This window comes from Pseudomonas sp. FW305-70, assembly GCF_058783925.1.
Genome location: NZ_JBYSYZ010000006.1, coordinates 175,975 through 194,635 on the forward strand (window position 1 = coordinate 175,975; position 18,661 = coordinate 194,635).

Consider the following 18,661-nt stretch of genomic DNA (forward strand, 5'->3'; position numbering starts at 1 on the left):
GAACTTACTTCCAGCCAATGTCGTCACCTATTCGCAAAGCCATCAGTTCCGACGCATTGACCCGCCTGGCTCAAGCCATTGCGGTGGCTGTGTCCGCCACCCTGGCGGGCTGTTCCAGCCATGCGCCGCAGACCGATGCGGCGCACACGCAGAACATCGCCGCGCGCGCCAAGCAGAAGCCGGTCTGGCTCAGCGAAAAGCCCAGCCCGCAAATTCCACAGGACGTCTGGGAGCGAATGCGCCAGGGCTTCCAGTTGCAGGACGGGCTGGGTGTCAACCCGCGTATCGAGCAGCAGCGCCTGTGGTTCGCCAGCAATCCGTCTTTCCTCGAAAACGCCGGTGAACGTGGCAGCCTCTACATTCACTACATCGTCGAGCGCCTTGAAGAACGCAACATGCCGCTGGAACTGGCCCTGCTGCCAGTGATTGAGAGTGCCTACAACCCGATGGCCTATTCCCGGGCCAACGCGGTGGGTCTTTGGCAGTTCATCCCGTCCACCGGGCGTTACTTCAACCTGCGCCAGACCCGTTTCTATGATGGCCGCCGCGACATCACCGCGTCGACCACCGCCGCGCTGGATTACCTGACCCGCCTGCACGACATGTTCAACGGCGACTGGATGCTGGCCCTGGCGGCCTACAACGCCGGTGAAGGCACCGTCAGCCGGGCCATCGAGCGCAACGAGCGTCTCGGTCTGCCAACCGATTACTGGAACCTGCCACTGCCCTCCGAAACCCAGGCCTACGTGCCGAAGTTGCTGGCGCTGTCGCAAGTGGTGATGGCGCCGGAAGCCTACGGCGTGAACCTCAACCCGATCGCCAACGAACCCTATTTCCAGGTCGTCGAAATCAACCAGCGCATGGACCTCTCCAAGGTTGCTGAAGTCGCCAACATCGACGAAGACGAACTGTTCCAGCTCAACCCGGCCTTCAAGCAGCGCACCACCATCGACGGCCCGCAGCACCTGCTGGTGCCGACCTCCAAGGCGCAACTGCTGACCAGCAGCCTGCAGACCATGCGTCCTGAAGAGTTGATCAGCAAGAAATCGCTCAAGCCGGTCTTCGAAGGTGCCGATGACACCCAGGTCGCCAGCGCCAGGCGGTCCTACCGGGTCAAGCGGGGGGACAACCTCGGCTCCATCGCCAAGGCCAACAACGTTGACGTGAAGGACCTGCAACGCTGGAACAAACTGACCGGCAAGAATCTCAAGCCCGGCCAGACCCTGGTGATGCAGGACAACAGCAAACGCAGCTCCGGGCGCGTCAACACCGTGATTGCCGCCAACTCCAAAAAGCAGCAGACCAAGTACAAGGTCCAGCAAGGTGACTCGCTGTACATCGTGGCCAAGCGCTTCAACGTCGAGATGCAGCACCTCAAGCGCTGGAATCCTCGTGTCGGCCAGGCGCTGAAGCCCGGCCAGATGTTGACGGTGGCCAATCCGCACTAAAACTGTAGGAGCAGCCGGTCGACGTTCGATTGCTCGCGAAAAACCCAAGGGCACCGAGTTGATTCAGGCGCCCCGCGTCATCGTTGACCACCATCGCGAGCAAGCTCGCTCCTACAGGATTGCGACCGCCCAAATCCCCCGTCTTTTTCCTGTCCATACAAGCTGTTACTGTACGGTCCACAAAGCCCAAGCCGCCTGGATCGGATCTCCTATTTGAAGCGTCCCCTGCCCCTGCTCCTGATCAGCCTGGCCTTGAGCTCCACCGCAAGCGCGACGATCAGCGAAAGCCATGGTTATGCGCAGTTCGGCACGCTCAAGTACCCGGCCCGATTTACCCACTTCGACTGGGTCAACCCGCAAGCGCCCAAAGGCGGTACGTTGCGGGTGATGGCGTTTGGCACCTTCGATACGCTCAACCCGTACACCTTCAAGGGCACCAGCCCGGTCACCACGCCGAACTTCCTGCAATACGGCATCAACGAACTCAACGAACCGCTGATGGTCGGCACCGGGCAGTACGCGCCGTCGGGTGACGAGCCCGCGTCCAGCTATGGCCTGATCGCCCAGTCGGTGGAGTTCAGCGAGGACCGCAGTTGGGTGGTGTTCAACCTGCGTCCTGAAGCACGCTTCCATGACGGCACGCCGATTACCGCCTTCGACGTTGCGTTCTCCTACCGCACGCTGCTCAAGGAAGGGCATCCGTTGTACCGCACCAACCTTCAGGAGGTGCTGCGGGTCGACATCCTCAACCCCCAGCGCATCCGTTTCGTGTTCAAGCGCGCCGGCAATCCGCTGCTGATCCTGCGCCTGGGCGAAATGCCGGTGTTGCCACAGCACTACTGGAGGGGCCGTGACTTCAAGGCCACCACGTTCGAACCGCCACTGGGCAGCGGGCCGTACCGCATCACGTCGGTCACGCCAGGACGCCAGATCGTCTTCGAACGGGTCAAGGATTACTGGGGCAAGGACCTGTCGGTCAATCGCGGCAAGTACAACGTCGACCGCATGGAAGTCGAGTTCTACCGCGACAGCGACGTCGCGTTCGAAGCGTTCAAGGCCGGTGAATTCGACATCTATATCGAGCATCAGGCGAAGAACTGGGACACCGGCTACAACTTCCCCGCCCTACGCCGTGGTGATGTGATCAAGGCACAGATTCCCCACCAGATCCCGACCCAGACCCAGGGCCTGTTCATGAACGGCCGCCGACCGACTTTCTCGGATGCCAGGGTCCGTGAAGCACTGGGGCTGATGTTCAACTTTGAATGGACCAACCGTGCACTGTTCAGCGGTGCCTACAAACGCGCCATGAGCTATTACCCCAACAGCGAGTTCTCGGCCGGCGGCTTGCCGGTCGGGCATGAATGGCTGTTGCTCAAGCCCTACCGTGAACAACTGCCGGCCAGGCTCTTTACCGAGCCATTCAGCCTGCCGCAGACCGATGGCCGCGGCATCCCCCGGGAGACCTTGCGCAAAGCCCTCGGCCTGCTCGCCGAAGCCGGCTGGAAGCTCAATGGCCAGCACCTGCAAAACGCCGCAGGCCGACCCTTGCGCCTGGAGCTGTTGCTGGTCAACCCGAACCTGGAACGCATCCTCCAGCCCTACGTCGAGAACCTCGCCAGCATCGGCATCGATGCGCGACTGCGCACGGTCGATCGCGCGCAATACAAGCAGCGCCTCGACCAGTTCGATTTCGATATGATCCTGATGACCCTCAACCAGACCCTAAGCCCGGGCCTGGAACAATGGCAGTACTTTCACTCCAGCCAGGCCGGGGTCAAGGGCAGCAAGAACTACGCCGGCATTGCCAACCCGGTGGTCGACCATCTGCTCGAACAGTTGCTGGCCGCCCAGACCCGTGACCAGCAAGTCGCCGCCGGCAAGGCCCTGGACCGCGTGCTGCTGTGGCAGCACTACATCGTTCCCAACTGGTACCTCAATTATCACCGTCTGGCGTACCGTAACCGGCTCGCCTTTGTCACCACGCCGCCTTATACCCTGGGCCTGAATGCGTGGTGGCTGAAATCTTCGGAGAAAGATCAATGAACCCCATCCGCACCCTGCTGCTGCAGGCCGGCGGCCTGTTGTTCGCCGGGCTGGCCTGCGCCGCCCCGCAACATGCAGTGACCCTGTACAACGAGCCGCCGAAATACCCGGCCGACTTCAAGCACTTCGACTACGTCAATCCCGACGCGCCCAAGGGCGGGATCTTCCGCCAGGCCGGGTTCGGTGGCTTCGACAGCCTCAACCCGTTCATCAGCAAAGGCGTGCCGGCGGATGATATCGGCATCATCTACGACACCCTGGCCAAGCAAGGCCTGGACGAGCCGTTCACCGAGTACGGCCTGATCGCCCGGCTGATCGAGAAAGCCCCGGACAACGGCTGGGTGCGCTTCTACCTGCGCCCCGAAGCGCGCTTCCATGACGGTCATCCGGTACGCGCCGAAGACGTGGTGTTCAGCTTCCAGATGCTGACCAAGGACGGCGCACCGATGTACCGCGGTTACTACAATGACGTGGCCGATGTGATCGCCGAAGACTCGTTGACCGTGCTGTTCAAGTTCAAGCACACCAACAACCGCGAGCTGCCGCTGATCCTCGGCCAGTTGCCGGTGCTGCCCAAGCATTGGTGGGCCGACCGCGACTTCAACAAGGGCAACCTTGAAATCCCGTTGGGCAGCGGCCCCTACAAGGTCAGCGAAGTGAAGGCCGGGCGCTCGGTGCGCTACGAGCGAGTCAAGGACTACTGGGGCAAGGACCTGCCGGTCAATCGCGGTTTCTATAACTTCGACGTGATGACCACCGATTACTACCGCGACAACACCGTGGCCCTGGAAGCGCTCAAGGCCGGGCAGTTCGACTACTGGCTGGAGATGACCGCGAAGAACTGGGCCAACGCCTACAACATCCCGGCGGTCACCGAGGGCCGACTGGTCAAGGAGCAGATTCCCAACGGCAACCCGACCGGCATGCAAGGCTTCGTGTTCAATATGCGTCGCCCGGTGTTCCAGGATGTGCGTGTGCGCCAGGCCCTGTCGCTGTTGCTGGATTTCGAATGGACCAACAAGCAACTGTTCAACGGGGCCTATGTGCGTACCCGCAGTTACTTCGAGAACTCGGAAATGGCTGCCACCGGCCTGCCTGACGCCGAGCAGGTGGCGATCCTCGAGCCGTTCCGCGCCAAGCTGCCGCCGCAGGTGTTCAGCGAAGCCTTCCAGAACCCGAGCACCGACGGCAGCGGCATGATCCGCGCCCAGCAACGGCAAGCCTATCAACTGCTGCAGGAGGCCGGCTGGCGCATCGTCGATGACAAAATGGTCGACGCCACCGGCAAGCCGGTGGTCATCGAATTCCTGTTGGCCCAGACCGAATTCGAACGGGTGCTGCTGCCGTTCAAGCGCAACCTGAGCGACCTGGGTATCGACCTGGTGATCCGCCGGGTCGACGTCTCGCAGTACATCAACCGCGTGCGCTCCCGGGACTTCGACATGATCGTCGGCAGCTTCCCGCAGTCCAGCTCACCGGGTAACGAACAACGGGAATTCTGGATGTCGGCCGCCGCCGACAAACCCGGCAGCCGCAATTCCATGGGCCTCAAAGATCCGGTGGTCGATCAACTGGTCGAGCAACTGATCAACGCCGAATCGCGCAAAAGCCTGGTGGCCCATGCCCGCGCGCTGGACCGCGTTCTGCAATGGGGCTATTACGTAATACCCAACTGGCACATCAAGACCTGGCGCGTGGCGTACTGGAACCACCTCGGCCACCCGAAGGTCTCGCCCAAGTACGACATCGGCACGGCCACCTGGTGGGTCAAGCCCGACATCAAGCCGGCGATAGAAGTCGAAACCATACTGCAGGCCGATCCTGCGGGCACGGAGTAATCAGATGCTGGCGTACATTTTTCGTCGACTGTTGCTGATCATTCCGACGCTGTTCGGCATCTTGCTGATCAATTTCGTGATCATCCAGGCCGCCCCGGGCGGGCCGGTGGAACAGATGATCGCCAAGCTCGAAGGCTTCGAAGGCGCCACCAGCCGCATCGCCGGCGGCGGTGCCGAAGTCTCGGTGGCAGGCTCGGCCTATCGCGGCGCCCAGGGCCTGGACCCGGCGCTGATCAAGGAAATCGAGCACATGTACGGCTTCGACAAATCGGCGCCGGAACGCTTGTGGATCATGGTCAAGAACTATGCGTCGCTGGATTTTGGCGACAGCTTCTTTCGCGACGCCAAGGTCATCGACCTGATCAAGGAAAAGATGCCGGTGTCGATCTCCCTCGGTCTGTGGAGCACCCTGATCATGTACCTGGTGTCGATCCCGCTGGGGATCGCCAAGGCCACGCGACACGGCAGCCATTTCGACGTCTGGACCAGTTCGGCGATCATCGTCGGCTACGCGATCCCGGCGTTCCTGTTCGCCATCCTGTTGATCGTGGTATTCGCCGGCGGCAGCTATCTGGACTGGTTCCCGTTGCGCGGGCTGACCTCGAACAACTTCGATGAGCTGAGCATGGGCGGCAAGATCCTCGACTACTTCTGGCACCTGGCGCTGCCGGTGACCGCGCTGGTGATCGGCAACTTCGCGACCATGACCCTGCTGACCAAAAACAGCTTCCTCGACGAGATCAACAAGCAGTACGTGATCACCGCCAGGGCCAAGGGCCTGACCAACCACCGCGTGCTGTACGGCCATGTGTTCCGCAACGCCATGCTGCTGGTGATCGCCGGTTTCCCTTCAGCCTTCATCGGTATCTTCTTCACCGGCTCGCTGCTGGTGGAGGTGATCTTCTCCCTCGACGGCCTGGGCCTGATGAGTTTCGAAGCGGCGATCAACCGCGATTACCCGGTGGTGTTCGGCACGCTGTTCATCTTCACGTTGCTGGGGCTGGTGGTGAAACTGATCGGCGACCTTACCTACACCTTTGTCGATCCGCGTATCGACTTCGAAAGCCGGGAGCATTGAGATGAACCTGTCCCCTCTCAATCGCCGGCGCTTCGAACTGTTCAAGGCCAACAAGCGTGGCTGGTGGTCGCTGTGGCTGTTCCTGATCCTGTTTGGCGCAAGCCTCGGCGCCGAGCTGATCGCCAACGACAAGCCGCTGGCGGTGCATTACGACAACAACTGGTACTTCCCGGCGCTCAAGCGCTACCCGGAAACCACCTTCGGCGGCGAGTTTCCGCTGGAAGCCAACTACAAGAGCCCGTACATCCGCGAACTGCTCAAGGCCAAGGACGCCTGGGTGCTCTGGGCGCCCATTCCCTACAGCTACCAGAGCATCAACTACGACCTGAAAGTCCCGGCCCCGGCCCCGCCCTCGACGGACAACCTGCTGGGCACCGACGATCAGGGCCGCGACGTGCTGGCCCGGGTGATCTACGGTTTCCGCATTTCGGTGCTGTTCGCCCTGACCCTGACCGTGCTCAGCTCGATCATCGGCGTGATCGCTGGCGCCTTGCAGGGTTTTTACGGCGGCTGGGTGGACCTGGCCGGGCAGCGCTTCCTGGAGATCTGGTCCGGGCTGCCGGTGCTGTACCTGCTGATCATCCTTGCCAGCTTCGTGCAACCCAACTTCTGGTGGCTGCTGGGGATCATGCTGCTGTTCTCGTGGATGAGCCTGGTGGACGTGGTGCGCGCCGAATTCCTGCGCGGGCGCAACCTGGAATACGTACGCGCTGCCCGCGCCCTGGGCATGCAGAACGGTGCGATCATGTTCCGCCATATCCTGCCCAACGCGATGGTCTCGACCATGACCTTCATGCCATTCATCCTCACCGGCGCCATCGGCACATTGACCGCCCTGGACTTCCTCGGTTTCGGTCTGCCGGCGGGCAGCCCGTCGCTGGGTGAACTGGTGGCCCAGGGCAAATCCAACCTGCAGGCGCCCTGGCTGGGCATCAGCGCCTTTGCGGTGCTGGCCCTGATGTTGAGCCTGCTGGTGTTCATCGGCGAATCCGCTCGCGATGCCTTCGACCCGAGGAAGTGAAATGAATCAGGACAATCTGATCGAAGTGCGCAACCTGTCCGTCGAGTTTGTCGTCGGCAATCGTTGTCAGCGGGCCGTCGAAGGCGTCAGCTTCGACATCAGGCGCGGCGAAACCCTGGCCCTGGTCGGCGAGAGCGGTTCCGGTAAATCGGTGACCGCGCATTCGATCCTGCGCCTGCTGCCCTACCCGCTCGCCCGCCATCCCTCCGGCACCATCGAGTATTCCGGGCAGAACCTGCTGGACCTGAAGGAAAAAACCATCCGCCACATCCGTGGCAACCGGATTGCAATGATCTTCCAGGAGCCGATGACCTCGCTCAACCCGCTGCACTCGATCGAAAAGCAGATCAACGAGGTGCTGGGCATCCACAAGGGCCTGAGCGGCAAGGTCGCGACCAAACGCACCCTGGAACTGCTGGAGATGGTCGGCATCCCCGAGCCGCACAAGCGCCTCAAGGCCCTGCCCCACGAATTGTCCGGCGGCCAGCGTCAGCGGGTAATGATCGCCATGGCCCTGGCCAACGAACCGGAACTGCTGATCGCCGACGAGCCGACCACCGCGCTGGACGTGACCGTTCAGCTGAAAATCCTCGAATTGCTCAAGCAATTGCAGGCCCGCCTGGGCATGGCGCTGCTGCTGATCAGCCACGATTTGAACCTTGTGCAAAGAATTGCGCATCGCGTATGTGTCATGCAGCAAGGTTGCATCGTCGAACAGGCATCGTGCGAAGAATTGTTCCGCGCGCCGCAGCATCCGTACACTCGGGAACTGCTGGCAGCGGAGCCTGGCGGCAAGCCTGCCAGCAACGTGATCGGCCCGCCCTTGCTGGCGGTCGAGGACCTGAAAGTCTGGTTTCCGATCAAGAAAGGCTTGCTCAAGCGCACGGTGGATTACGTCAAGGCGGTCGACGGCATCAACTTCAGCCTGCCCCAGGGCCAGACCCTGGGGATAGTGGGTGAAAGCGGTTCCGGCAAATCGACCCTGGGCCTGGCCATTTTGCGGTTGATCGCCAGCAAAGGCGCCATTCGCTTTGAGGGCCAGCCGCTGGACAGCCTGACACAGCAACAGGTCCGGCCGTTGCGGCGGGAGATGCAAGTGGTGTTTCAGGACCCGTTCGGCAGCCTGAGCCCACGGATGTGCGTGAACGACATCGTTGGCGAAGGCCTGCGGATCCACAAGATGGGCACCGAGGCGCAACAGGAACAAGCGATCATTGCAGCACTCAAGGAGGTAGGCCTGGATCCGGACACCCGGCACCGCTACCCCCACGAATTTTCCGGCGGGCAACGGCAGAGAATCGCCATTGCCCGGGCATTGGTGTTAAAACCGGCGTTGATTTTGCTGGACGAGCCGACTTCGGCCCTCGACCGCACGGTTCAACGCCAGGTAGTGGAGCTTTTGCGTTCGCTGCAAACCAAGTACAACCTGACGTATCTGTTTATCAGCCATGACCTGGCTGTGGTGAAAGCGCTGAGCCACCAGTTGATGGTGGTCAAGCATGGCCAAGTGGTCGAACAGGGAGACGCGCAAAGCATTTTTGCCGCCCCCCAACATCCGTATACACAGCAGTTGCTGGAAGCCGCTTTTTTGGCTCCGGCCACTGCGCAATAACCTGAAAGAGGAGCAACACATGGGTTTTCTCGCCGGTAAGCGCGTACTGATCGTCGGTGTCGCCAGCAAGCTGTCCATCGCATCCGGCATTGCTGCCGCCATGCATCGCGAGGGCGCTGAGCTTGCCTTCACTTATCAGAACGACAAACTCAAGGGTCGTGTCGAAGAGTTCGCACAGAGCTGGGGCTCCAACCCTGACCTGTGCTTCCCGTGCGACGTAGCCAGCGATGAAGAAATCGCCAAGGTCTTCGTTGAGCTGGGCAAGAAGTGGGACGGCCTGGACTGCATCGTGCACTCCGTGGGCTTCGCCCCGGGCGACCAACTGGACGGCGACTTCACCGAAGCCACCACCCGTGAAGGTTTCCGCATCGCTCACGACATCAGCGCCTACAGCTTCGTGGCCCTGGCCAAGGCCGGCCGCGAAATGATGAAAGGCCGCAACGGCAGCCTGCTGACCCTGTCGTACCTGGGCGCCGAGCGCACCATGCCGAACTACAACGTGATGGGCATGGCCAAGGCTTCCCTGGAAGCCGGCGTACGTTACCTGGCCGGCTCCCTGGGCCCGGACGGTACTCGCGTCAACTGCGTATCGGCAGGCCCGATCCGTACCCTCGCCGCCTCCGGCATCAAGAACTTCCGCAAGATGCTGGCCGCCAACGAAGCGCAAACCCCGCTGCGCCGCAACGTCACCATCGAAGAAGTCGGCAATGCCGGCGCCTTCCTGTGCTCGGACCTGGCGTCCGGCATCAGCGGTGAAATCATGTACGTGGACGGTGGCTTCAACACCACGGCCATGGGCAGCCTCGAAGAGTAATCTTCGGTCAGCCTGAAAAACCCGCCTCTTTTTGGCGGGTTTTTTATGCCTGTGATTTCCCCGGCCGATGCAGCCGCCCCCTGTAGGAGCGAGCTTGCTCGCGAAAAACCCGGGCACGCCGCGTTCATCCAGACTGCGCGTTATCGTTAACGACCTTCGCGAGCAAGCTCGCTCCTACAGGGTTAGAGTTGTGTCAGGCATTGGGCGAACAACTGCTGAATCGGCTGAGTCCGCTGACTATAGCGCTGCAACAACACAATCTCCCGATAGAACGTCAACTCGCCCAAGGGAATGACTCGCACCCCGGCCCCATGCTCAAGCCACAACCCCGCCTGCGGCAACAACGAAATCCCCAACCCACACTCAACCATTTTGACAATGGCCTCCAGCTCATCCAGCTCCAGCGCCCCGAGCACCTCGATCTGCTGTTCGCGCAAGAACCGCGTCACCAGTCGCCCGCCAAATGAATTGCGGTCGTAACGCACATGCGGGTGCTCGGCGAGCAGTTGCAACGGATCATCGCCGTCCTGGTCCGCCGGTACGATCAGCACGAACGGCTCCCGGCGTATCACCTGCGCGGACAACTCCTTGGGCAACTCGAATGGCGGCTTGATCAGGATCGCCAGATCCACTTCTCCGGTGTCCACCTGACTCAGCAGGTTCAGTGACACACCCGGCACCAGTTTGGGCTCCAGCAAGGGCGCCTGCTGGCGCAATCGCAGCAGCGCCTGGGGCAGCAGCCCGGTCTGGGCGGTCGCCACCGCGCCGATTTTCAACTCGCCACGGTACTCGCTGACATCGTCACTGACCGCCATGCGGCTGAAGGTCTCGAGCATTTCCCTGGCCATCGGCAATGCACGCTGCCCCGCCGCATTGAGCAGCGCCTGGCGGCCGGTACGGTCGAACAGACGGATGCCCAGGGCCTGTTCCAGATTGCGAATCTGCGCGCTGACGGCCGACTGCGTCAGGCCGATGTGCATACCGGCCGCGGCGAACGTGCCGTGACGCGCCACGGCGACAAAGGTTTTCAGTTCTCGCAGCATGGCGGCCTCGATTGATCGAAATTATTTGAGCTCGACGCAAAAATTATCGTCTTTCAATCAAAAAGCACAGGACTAAACTCAACCCACGCCCACCCACCAACGAGGTTCGCCCGATGCAGCTCTCCCCTTTTCACCTGGCCATTCCGGTCTACGACTTGCCCGCCGCCCGGCACTTCTATGGCGCGGTGTTTGGCCTGGAAGAAGGTCGGTCGAGCGACCATTGGGTCGATTTCAATTTTTTTGGCCATCAACTGGTGATTCACCTGGCGCCGAAAAACCCTTCGCAAGAAGCAGCCCACACCAACGCCGTCGATGGCCACGATGTGCCGGTGCCGCATTTTGGCGTGGTGCTCGGGATGGCGGAGTGGGAAGCGCTGGCCGAGCGGCTAAAGTCGCTGGGAACTCGCTTCGTGATTGAGCCGGGGATCCGTTTTCAGGGGCTGGTGGGGGAACAGGCGACGATGTTTCTGTTCGATCCTTGCGGGAATGCGCTGGAGTTCAAGGCGTTCAAGGATATTGGGCAGTTGTTTGCCAAATAGGTGGCGTCTGTCAGGACGCCTTCGCGAGCAGGCTCGCTCCCACAGGGGTTAGTGGGTGGCCAACGCCGGTCAATGTGGGAGCGAGCCTGCTCGCGATTGGGCCCGCCCAGCCAGCCTGATACTAACGACTCATCACACTCTCGGCCTCCTCCAGCAGCTCCTCAATCGAGCCATGAACAACCGGGTCATATTCGACCTGCACGACGCTGAAGTGAATGTCATAACTGCGATGCGCCGCAGCGTTGCGCTCATCGAGTATCTCATTGAGTCGCGCCTTGATCGCCCCGGTCTCCACGCTGCCAGACCCGGTCAGCAGCGCCACGAAGCGGTCGCCTTCGAGCCGGCCGACCACATCGTTTTCTCGAAACCCGATACGCAGGACATCGGCGAAGGTCTTGAGCGCATCGTCACCTTTGGCCCGGCCATACAGATAGCTGATGCGCTTGAACTCATCGAGGGAGAAGTACAGCAGCGTCGCCGGCGTCTCCAGCGCCCGGCAAGCCTCCAGCCCGAGTCGGGCCAGCGCGGTGAAGCCATGGCGGTTGGACAGCAGCGTCAGCTCATCCATGCTTGCCATTTGCACACCCGCCAGCTCTCGCTCGGCCTGGCGCGCCATTTCACGCAGCCGCTCCCGTTCTTGCTGTGGCGTGAGCAACGGGCTCGCGGAACGGCCCGATTTGCCCGTTTTGCCTGAGATCAACATCGTTCACTCCCATTGCTGGTATGCACTTTAGAGTCGCCCATACCCGCATTGACTCCCTGCAAGCGTGCCGTTGGTCAGCTACCCGCCACCGGGCACGGCCCTCCTGCGTCTACCCAGCGTTTGAATTGGCTGACGAAGATGTCGTGCGGCACCGGCACCGGCGCGCGATTGCCGCCCGGGTTCCAGCCCCACAGCACCAGTTTGTCGTCGCTGACGTGCTTGATCAGCGCGGCGAAGTCCCGGTCGCCGTTGCCGGTGCGATCCTTGATCATCGCGCACAGACGGTCGGCCGGCAGACCGATCCAGGCCATCCGCTGCGCTGCCGGCGGCAGGCTCCAGTGTGGCGCCCCGGGCGGCGCATGAGGACCATAGCTGGCCGGTGGATTGCTTTGCGCATGGCAGGTTGCACAGGGCAACCCGGCCGCGCCCTTGCCGTCCATGCCACGCACGACATTCATGGCGTGGGGCACGCCGGCATCGAATTGCAGCGGCGAATCCCCGGGAATGTGGCAGTTCTGGCAACGCGGGCTCTGGAAGACCTTCTGCACGGTGTCGAACGCCTGCAAGGCCTCGCGGTCATCGGCGAATACATGCGACGCGTAGGCCACAAGACAGATCAGAATCACCGTCCCGAGCAACCAGTGATGACGTTTCATCTCACACCCCCGACAGCTGCAAGGGCAGCTCGCGCAGGCGCTGCCCGGTCAGGGCAAACACCGCGTTGGCCACCGCCGGCGCCGTGGGTGGCACACCGGCTTCGCCGATACCACCGGGTTTGTTGCTGCTGGGCACGATATGCACTTCGACCACCGGCATTTCATTGAGGCGCAGCACCTGATAGTCGTGATAGTTGGACTGCACCACCTGCCCGTCCTTGAGCGTTAGCTTGCTGTGCAAGGCGAAGCTCAGGCCAAAGGTGATGCACGACTCCATTTGCGCGGCGATGCTCTGCGGGTTGACCGCAATGCCGCAATCCACCGCACACACCACCCGGTGCACGCGGATGGCGAGGTTGTCCTGGGACACCTCGGCCACCTGGGCCACGTAGCTGCCGAAGGATTCATGCACCGCCACACCCAGGGCATGGCCATCGGGCAGCGGCGCCTTCCAGTTGGCCTTCTCCACCGCCAGGTTCAACACACCGAGGTGGCGCGGATGGTCCTTGAGCAAGGTGCGCCGGTACTCCAGCGGATCCTTGCCCGCCGCCGTCGCCAGTTCATCGATCAGCGACTCCATGACAAACGCGGTGTGGGTATGGCCCACCGAACGCAGCCACAACACGCTGATCCCGGTTTGTGGCGAGTGCAATTCGATCTGGTGATTGGCCAGCCCTCCGATGTAGGGGCTGTCGGCCACGCCTTCGACCGAGGTCTTGTCAATCCCGTCCTTGACCATGCTCGCTTCGAGCGAGGTCCCGGCCATGATCGACTGCCCGACCATCACATGCTTCCAGGCCAGCGGCAGGCCGTCAGCGCCCAGCCCGATACGCGCATGGTGCAGGAACGCCAAACGGTAATAGCCGCCACGGATGTCGTCCTCCCGTGCCCACACGGTTTTCACCGGCACACCGGCGGCCTTGGCGACATGCACCGCTTCGCTGACGAAATCCGAGGTCGGATTGGCCCGGCGCCCGAAGCCGCCGCCGAGAAACTCGGTATGGATCTCGACCTGCTCGGGTTTGAGCCCGGTGATTTGCCCGGCGACCATCTGGTCCAGGGTCTGGAACTGGGTGCCGGTCCAGATTTCGCACTTGTCCTTGCTGATGCTCACGGTGCAGTTAAGCGGCTCCATCGGCGCGTGGGCCAGATAAGGCACACTGTATTCGGCGTCGATGGTCTTGGCCGCTTTCGCCAGCGCAGCCTGGGTATCGCCCGCCTGACCGGCGTTCAGGCCGGGGGTGGTGGCGAGTTTGCGGAAGCTTTCCAGCAGCGCCTGGCTATTGAGCCCCGCGTTCGGCCCCGGGTTCCACTCGACTTTCAGCGCATCGCGCCCCAGCTTCGCCGCCCAGTAATGATCGGCAATCACCGCAATGCCCGTCGGCACTTGCACCACTTTGTGCACGCCGGGAATCGCCAGCGCCTCGGCGCCTTCAAAGGATTTGACGCTGCCGCCGAAGGTGGGTGAACGGGCGACCATCGCCGTCATCAGCCCCTCGAACTGCACGTCCATGCCGAACTTCGCCCGGCCGGTGATTTTCTCCGGTGTGTCCAGACGCTGGGTGGGTTTACCGATCAGCCGCCAGTCTTTCGCGTCCTTGAGTTTGATCGAGGCCGGGTCCGGCGGTGACAGCTGTCCGGCGTCATCGGCCAACTCGCCGTAGGTGGCGCGATGCTCACCGGCAACCACCACGCCCGACTCTGTATGAATCGCCGAGGGAGCGACGTTGAAACGCTTGGCCGCGGCATCGATCAACATCAAGCGCGCCGCCGCGCCGGCCAGACGATAGCGATCGAATTCCATCCAGGTCGAGGTCGAGCCGCCGGTGATCTGCATCCCGCCAAACCCGGGCATGCCGTAATCGGCGGCCGATGCCGGGGAATGCTCGACGCGGATCTTCGACCAGTCGGCGTCCAGTTCCTCGGCAATCAGCATGGTCAGGCCGGTCCAGATACCCTGGCCCATTTCCGAATGGCCGAGCAACACGGTGACGCTGTTGTCATTGCCAATGCGCAGGAAAGCGTTGGGCGCAAACACCTTGCCCTGATTCTCCGCGCCCATGGCGAACCGGTGGGCGCCGGGCATGACAAACGCCACCACCAGCCCACCGCCCAGCACAGCACTGCCCTTGAGAAAACCCCGGCGCGATAACGCGTTGATGCTGTTCATGGCCACCTCAACCCAGCTCGGCGGCGCGCTTGACCGCCGCGCGAATCCGCGGGTAAGTGCCGCAGCGGCAGATGTTGCCGGACAGCGCCTGATCGATGTCGCTGTCGGTCGGTTTGGGAATTTTCGCCAGCAGCGCCGCCGCCGACATGATCTGCCCGCACTGACAGTAACCGCACTGGACCACGTCGAGTTCCGCCCAGGCCTGTTGCACCGGGTGCGAGCCGTCCGCCGACAGGCCTTCGATGGTGAGAATCTTTTGTCCATGGGCGACGGCAGTGGCTGGCGTGATGCAGGCGCGTAGCGGCGCGCCGTCGACGTGCACCGTGCAGGCGCCACATTGGGCCATGCCACAACCGAACTTGGTGCCGGTGAGGTGGGCGACATCGCGCAAGACCCAGAGCAACGGCATGTCGGCGGGGACATCCAGCTCCTGATCCTGGCCATTGATGTTCAGGGTGAGCATGGCGCGGTTCCTCAGACTCACGGTGATCTGAAGGGGCGTCGCTGCAGCCTTGTACAACCTGCGCGCGCCTCGGGTTATCCCTTCAGCTAAGCGCAGATTTGCCGCCAGACCTTGGCGCATCGACCACCGGTCATGCAAAGGCCGCCTCGATGGACGGCCCTGGAACCCTTCGCTAGAGCCTTGGCCCCAATAAGATCCCGGTATAGCGCCAGACAAACACCGCAAAAGCGCTACACCACAACAGCGCCGACAGCGCCAATCCAAGACCGGAAAAAGGCACCAGCCCTACCCGGCACGCCCCCGCCAGCAACACCAGGACAAACCCCGCCACGACCGCTCCGGAGGGCTGCAGCAAACGCCCGGTATGCCCCAGGCTGACCCGCGCGATCATCGCCAGAATCAACCCGCCGATACCGCCGACGGCCAGCGAATGGGTGGCCAGGCTTTGTTGCGCCAGCCAGCCCAGGTGCCACAGCGCCATGGCCAGTGTCGCCGCGGCGAGCCAGGCGTAAGCCAGGTACAGCGACCACAGCAGCGGCACGCGCCACAGGCCGCGGTCATACCAGCGCCACAGGCGCAGCAGGTGCAAAGCGCTGATCAACGCAAACAGCGGCGCCAGCCACACACGGGGGACGTCATTCAAACCGGCGGCAAAGGACAGCGCCGCCAGCATGGCGCTGACCAGCAACACCTTGCCCGGCAACGGATGGGCCGCAGCTGTTGCCGGGCGGCTCAAGCCGCGCTGGATAAAGAACGGAATCACCCGCCCGCCAATCACACTCATCAGCGCACCGACCAGCCACAGGGCGGCCAGCACGCCATGCCGTTGCAGGTTGCCGTCATCAACGGCTAAACCCAGCAACGTCAATGCCTGACACCCGGCCAGCAGCGACACCATCAACAGAATCGGATAATTCTCGCGCTTGCCCGCCGCCACCAGGTCGCGCCCCAACGCCCATGCCAGCAGCGGCAGAAAAGGCACCTGCAAGGCCAGCAGCAAGGATGCAGGCATCGGCAGCCACCAGGCCAGTCGCGCCAGCAGCCACACCAGCACCAGGCCGATCAGCGGCCAGCCCTTGAGCCCCGGTCGACCTGTCCAGTTCGGCACCGCGGTCAGGAGGAACCCGGCGATGATGGCCGCGGCAAAGCCGAAGGGCATTTCATGTCGATGCCAGGCCAGCATGCCGCCCACGGGTTGCGCCTGGGGTAAACGGCCGTACAGCCACACTGCCCAGACCGCCACGGCGAGGCTGGCGAACCCGGCTCCGGCCAGAAAGAACGGGCGAAAACCAACACTGAAAAGCGCTGCAGCGCCAAGCTTACGCATCAAGCCACCACCCGGAGCAGGCTTGGGCTCTGGCGATATCTATGAGGGTTGCTGAAGTAGTCGGACATTTTGCGTTTTCCTGAAGGCGTTCAGTTGTACCTTGCCTGTTTCATGCATCATGTTTCGTGCCAACGAGATATCTTCAGTTAAATCAATGACCTCAGAGAGTAGCAGTCAATTTGACTCACACATGAAATGGTCTTTATGACACATATAAGCGTCATTATGACTACAACCTCATTCAAGCCTGGGGCCAACCGGATAAAAGCAAACCAATATCATTTGCACAGTCATAGGCCTTTTGTTTTAATCGCGATCAATTCTTATTTACATAAGCGTACGGATCGCCCTTGGACATGTGCTCACGATGACGGTTGCCGATTCCTCCTGCGTCCAGAACCTCTACGCCAGCCACCACCACTGGCTGCACGAGTTGCTGCGCCGACGCTTGAACAATGCGTTCGATGCCGCCGACCTGGCCCATGACACCTTCATACGGGTGCTCAAACGTCCGCAGGTGTTTGACGGGGAAACCCACGAACGCTCTTACCTGGCGACCATCGCCCGAGGCCTGTGCATTGACCACTGGCGTCGTCGCCAGCTGGAACAGGCCTGGCTCGAGACCCTGGCCGCGCAGCCCCAGGCCGTCCAGCCTTCGCCGGAGCAGCGGGCGATCATCGTCGAAACCCTGTACGAAGTGGATGCCATGCTGCAGCGCTTGCCCCAGCGGGTGCGTGATGCGTTCGTTCTGGCGCAGGTGCATGGGCTGCCCTACCGAAACATTGCCGAAGAAATCGGCGTGAGCGAGCGCATGGTGAAAAAGTACCTGCCCAGGCGCTGATGCATTGCGCAATGCTCGAAGCCGAACTCGACGGCCTGCTGATTCAATGACCCGCGCCGCCACCCACGCCATCAGCCACGCCAGCCTCGAACAGGCAGCCAGCTGGTACGTGCAACTCAACGATCACCACGCCAGCGAGCAGGAACGCGAGCATTGGCAAGCCTGGCTGGCGCAAAGCGGCGAGCATCAGGCCGCGTGGCACTACGTCGAGCGTGTGAGCCAGCGCTTTGCCGCGCTGCAGGACACTCATCAACAAGCGGCCGGCCACGTGTTACGCAACAGCGGCCGCGCTTCCATCAGCCGCCGCCAGATGGTCAAAAGCCTGCTGGTGCTGGTGTCGGGCAGTTGGCTCGGCTGGAGCGCATGGCGGCAAAGCGCCCTGCCGCTGACCCTGACCCGATGGACCGCCGACCTCTCCACCGGCACCGGTGAAACCCGGGAAGCCCGGCTCAGCGACGGCAGCCGAATCTGGCTCAACGCCCTCAGTGCACTGGATGTACGTTTCGACACCGCAAAACGGTTATTGCTGTTGCAGGCCGGAGAGGTGTTGATCGACACCGCCAGCGACACCAGCCGCCCGCTGCTGGTGCAAACCGTCGAGGGCCGCCTGCGCGCGCTGGGCACGCGTTTCAGCGTGCGCCAGGAAGACCGGCAAACGCTGTTGAATGTCTACGAAGGCGCCGTTGAAGTCCGCACCACCCAGGGTCAGGTGCAGGTGGTCAAGGCCGGACAGCAGCTGTGTTTTACACAAGACCACACACCGACACCGACCGCTTCGTCGGCCGGCCGCGAAGCCTGGCGCCGCGGCCTGTTGCTGGCGGACAACCTGCCGCTGGGGCAGTTGCTCGAAGAACTGAGTCGCTATCGCCCCGGGCATCTGGGATGTGACCCGGCGGTGGCCGGGCTGCCGGTCATGGGTGCGTTCCCGCTCAAGGACACCGATCAGGCCTTGCGCCTGCTGGAAGCGGCATTACCGGTACGGGTGCAGAAGCCGCTGCAGTGGTGGGTCAACGTAGGCCCGAAAACCTGATGAGCGTTTTTTCTGGCGCGTCGGTTCCCTTT

The 18,661-nt window shown here is 62.3% G+C and carries 15 protein-coding genes and 1 pseudogene; 10 read left to right on the top strand and 6 right to left on the bottom strand.

Going from position 1 to position 18,661, the window contains the following annotated elements:
* Nucleotides 1-17 precede the first annotated feature (17 nt).
* The 7 genes from AC3WN7_RS07290 to fabI all read left to right on the top strand — a co-directional run bounded on the left by AC3WN7_RS07290 (nucleotide 18) and on the right by fabI (nucleotide 9,857).
* A complete protein-coding gene (locus AC3WN7_RS07290) occupies nucleotides 18-1,448 on the top strand; it encodes a transglycosylase SLT domain-containing protein (protein WP_095966991.1) in 1,431 nt (476 codons plus the stop codon).
* Nucleotides 1,449-1,673: 225 nt separating this feature from the next.
* Nucleotides 1,674-3,494, top strand: a complete 1,821-nt coding sequence (locus AC3WN7_RS07295) for an extracellular solute-binding protein (protein ID WP_409077333.1) — start codon at nucleotides 1,674-1,676, stop codon at nucleotides 3,492-3,494.
* Nucleotides 3,491-5,332, top strand: a complete 1,842-nt coding sequence (locus tag AC3WN7_RS07300) for an extracellular solute-binding protein (protein ID WP_102673607.1) — start codon at nucleotides 3,491-3,493, stop codon at nucleotides 5,330-5,332. Before AC3WN7_RS07295 ends, AC3WN7_RS07300 begins: the two co-directional genes overlap by 4 nt.
* Nucleotides 5,333-5,336: 4 nt before the next feature.
* Nucleotides 5,337-6,410, top strand: a complete 1,074-nt coding sequence (locus AC3WN7_RS07305) for a microcin C ABC transporter permease YejB (protein ID WP_007979116.1) — start codon at nucleotides 5,337-5,339, stop codon at nucleotides 6,408-6,410.
* A gap of 1 nt (nucleotide 6,411) precedes the next feature.
* On the top strand, nucleotides 6,412-7,431 hold the full coding sequence (locus tag AC3WN7_RS07310) for an ABC transporter permease (RefSeq protein WP_007979115.1): 1,020 nt from the start codon (nucleotides 6,412-6,414) through the stop codon (nucleotides 7,429-7,431).
* A 1-nt stretch (nucleotide 7,432) separates the two neighbouring features.
* Nucleotides 7,433-9,043 carry an ABC transporter ATP-binding protein gene (locus AC3WN7_RS07315; RefSeq protein ID WP_095966988.1) on the top strand — a complete coding sequence of 537 codons (1,611 nt, stop codon included), beginning with the start codon at nucleotides 7,433-7,435 and terminating at the stop codon, nucleotides 9,041-9,043.
* 19 nt (nucleotides 9,044-9,062) lie between these two features.
* Complete coding sequence (gene fabI, locus AC3WN7_RS07320) at nucleotides 9,063-9,857, top strand: enoyl-ACP reductase FabI (protein WP_008028639.1); 795 nt, start codon at nucleotides 9,063-9,065, stop codon at nucleotides 9,855-9,857.
* 182 nt (nucleotides 9,858-10,039) lie between these two features.
* Here fabI and AC3WN7_RS07325 read toward each other — a convergent pair whose 3' ends face one another.
* A complete protein-coding gene (locus tag AC3WN7_RS07325; RefSeq protein ID WP_102673608.1) occupies nucleotides 10,040-10,900 on the bottom strand; it encodes a LysR family transcriptional regulator in 861 nt (286 codons plus the stop codon).
* Nucleotides 10,901-11,013: 113 nt separating this feature from the next.
* Between AC3WN7_RS07325 and AC3WN7_RS07330 the strand changes: the two genes are divergently transcribed.
* Nucleotides 11,014-11,439 (top strand): VOC family protein, encoded by a 426-nt coding sequence (locus tag AC3WN7_RS07330; protein ID WP_015095381.1) that lies wholly within the window; start codon nucleotides 11,014-11,016, stop codon nucleotides 11,437-11,439.
* A 121-nt stretch (nucleotides 11,440-11,560) separates the two neighbouring features.
* Here AC3WN7_RS07330 and AC3WN7_RS07335 read toward each other — a convergent pair whose 3' ends face one another.
* The 5 genes from AC3WN7_RS07335 to AC3WN7_RS07355 form a co-directional block, all read right to left on the bottom strand.
* Nucleotides 11,561-12,142: a GGDEF domain-containing protein gene (locus AC3WN7_RS07335; protein WP_102673609.1), complete on the bottom strand. Its 582-nt coding sequence runs from the start codon at nucleotides 12,140-12,142 to the stop codon at nucleotides 11,561-11,563.
* Nucleotides 12,143-12,216: 74 nt separating this feature from the next.
* A complete protein-coding gene (locus AC3WN7_RS07340; protein ID WP_102673610.1) occupies nucleotides 12,217-12,798 on the bottom strand; it encodes a hypothetical protein in 582 nt (193 codons plus the stop codon).
* Nucleotide 12,799: 1 nt separating this feature from the next.
* Entirely contained in the window at nucleotides 12,800-14,968 is a 2,169-nt protein-coding gene (locus AC3WN7_RS07345; protein ID WP_102673611.1) for a xanthine dehydrogenase family protein molybdopterin-binding subunit, read from the bottom strand.
* A 7-nt stretch (nucleotides 14,969-14,975) separates the two neighbouring features.
* Complete coding sequence (locus AC3WN7_RS07350; RefSeq protein ID WP_102673612.1) at nucleotides 14,976-15,431, bottom strand: (2Fe-2S)-binding protein; 456 nt, start codon at nucleotides 15,429-15,431, stop codon at nucleotides 14,976-14,978.
* Nucleotides 15,432-15,603: 172 nt separating this feature from the next.
* Entirely contained in the window at nucleotides 15,604-16,758 is a 1,155-nt protein-coding gene (locus AC3WN7_RS07355) for an NnrS family protein (protein ID WP_102673613.1), read from the bottom strand.
* A gap of 367 nt (nucleotides 16,759-17,125) precedes the next feature.
* Here AC3WN7_RS07355 and AC3WN7_RS07360 point away from each other — a divergent pair.
* Both AC3WN7_RS07360 and AC3WN7_RS07365 read left to right on the top strand, forming a co-directional pair.
* Nucleotides 17,126-17,649 (top strand): annotated as a pseudogene (locus AC3WN7_RS07360) (sigma-70 family RNA polymerase sigma factor).
* A complete protein-coding gene (locus tag AC3WN7_RS07365) occupies nucleotides 17,646-18,629 on the top strand; it encodes a FecR domain-containing protein (RefSeq protein ID WP_102673614.1) in 984 nt (327 codons plus the stop codon). The pseudogene AC3WN7_RS07360 and the gene AC3WN7_RS07365 overlap by 4 nt, the downstream one beginning before the upstream one ends.
* Nucleotides 18,630-18,661: the final 32 nt, after the last annotated feature.

Bases quoted from the DNA above. Each gene is read 5' to 3' on its own strand.
- AC3WN7_RS07290 (WP_095966991.1), top strand. From the start codon at position 18: ATGTCGTCACCTATTCGCAAAGCCATCAGTTCCGACGCATTGACCCGC.
- AC3WN7_RS07300 (WP_102673607.1), top strand. From the start codon at position 3,491: ATGAACCCCATCCGCACCCTGCTGCTGCAGGCCGGCGGCCTGTTGTTC.
- AC3WN7_RS07305 (WP_007979116.1), top strand. From the start codon at position 5,337: ATGCTGGCGTACATTTTTCGTCGACTGTTGCTGATCATTCCGACGCTG.
- AC3WN7_RS07310 (WP_007979115.1), top strand. From the start codon at position 6,412: ATGAACCTGTCCCCTCTCAATCGCCGGCGCTTCGAACTGTTCAAGGCC.
- AC3WN7_RS07315 (WP_095966988.1), top strand. From the start codon at position 7,433: ATGAATCAGGACAATCTGATCGAAGTGCGCAACCTGTCCGTCGAGTTT.
- fabI (WP_008028639.1), top strand. From the start codon at position 9,063: ATGGGTTTTCTCGCCGGTAAGCGCGTACTGATCGTCGGTGTCGCCAGC.
- AC3WN7_RS07325 (WP_102673608.1), bottom strand. From the start codon at position 10,900: ATGCTGCGAGAACTGAAAACCTTTGTCGCCGTGGCGCGTCACGGCACG.
- AC3WN7_RS07330 (WP_015095381.1), top strand. From the start codon at position 11,014: ATGCAGCTCTCCCCTTTTCACCTGGCCATTCCGGTCTACGACTTGCCC.
- AC3WN7_RS07335 (WP_102673609.1), bottom strand. From the start codon at position 12,142: ATGTTGATCTCAGGCAAAACGGGCAAATCGGGCCGTTCCGCGAGCCCG.
- AC3WN7_RS07340 (WP_102673610.1), bottom strand. From the start codon at position 12,798: ATGAAACGTCATCACTGGTTGCTCGGGACGGTGATTCTGATCTGTCTT.
- AC3WN7_RS07345 (WP_102673611.1), bottom strand. From the start codon at position 14,968: ATGAACAGCATCAACGCGTTATCGCGCCGGGGTTTTCTCAAGGGCAGT.
- AC3WN7_RS07350 (WP_102673612.1), bottom strand. From the start codon at position 15,431: ATGCTCACCCTGAACATCAATGGCCAGGATCAGGAGCTGGATGTCCCC.
- AC3WN7_RS07355 (WP_102673613.1), bottom strand. From the start codon at position 16,758: ATGCGTAAGCTTGGCGCTGCAGCGCTTTTCAGTGTTGGTTTTCGCCCG.
- AC3WN7_RS07365 (WP_102673614.1), top strand. From the start codon at position 17,646: ATGACCCGCGCCGCCACCCACGCCATCAGCCACGCCAGCCTCGAACAG.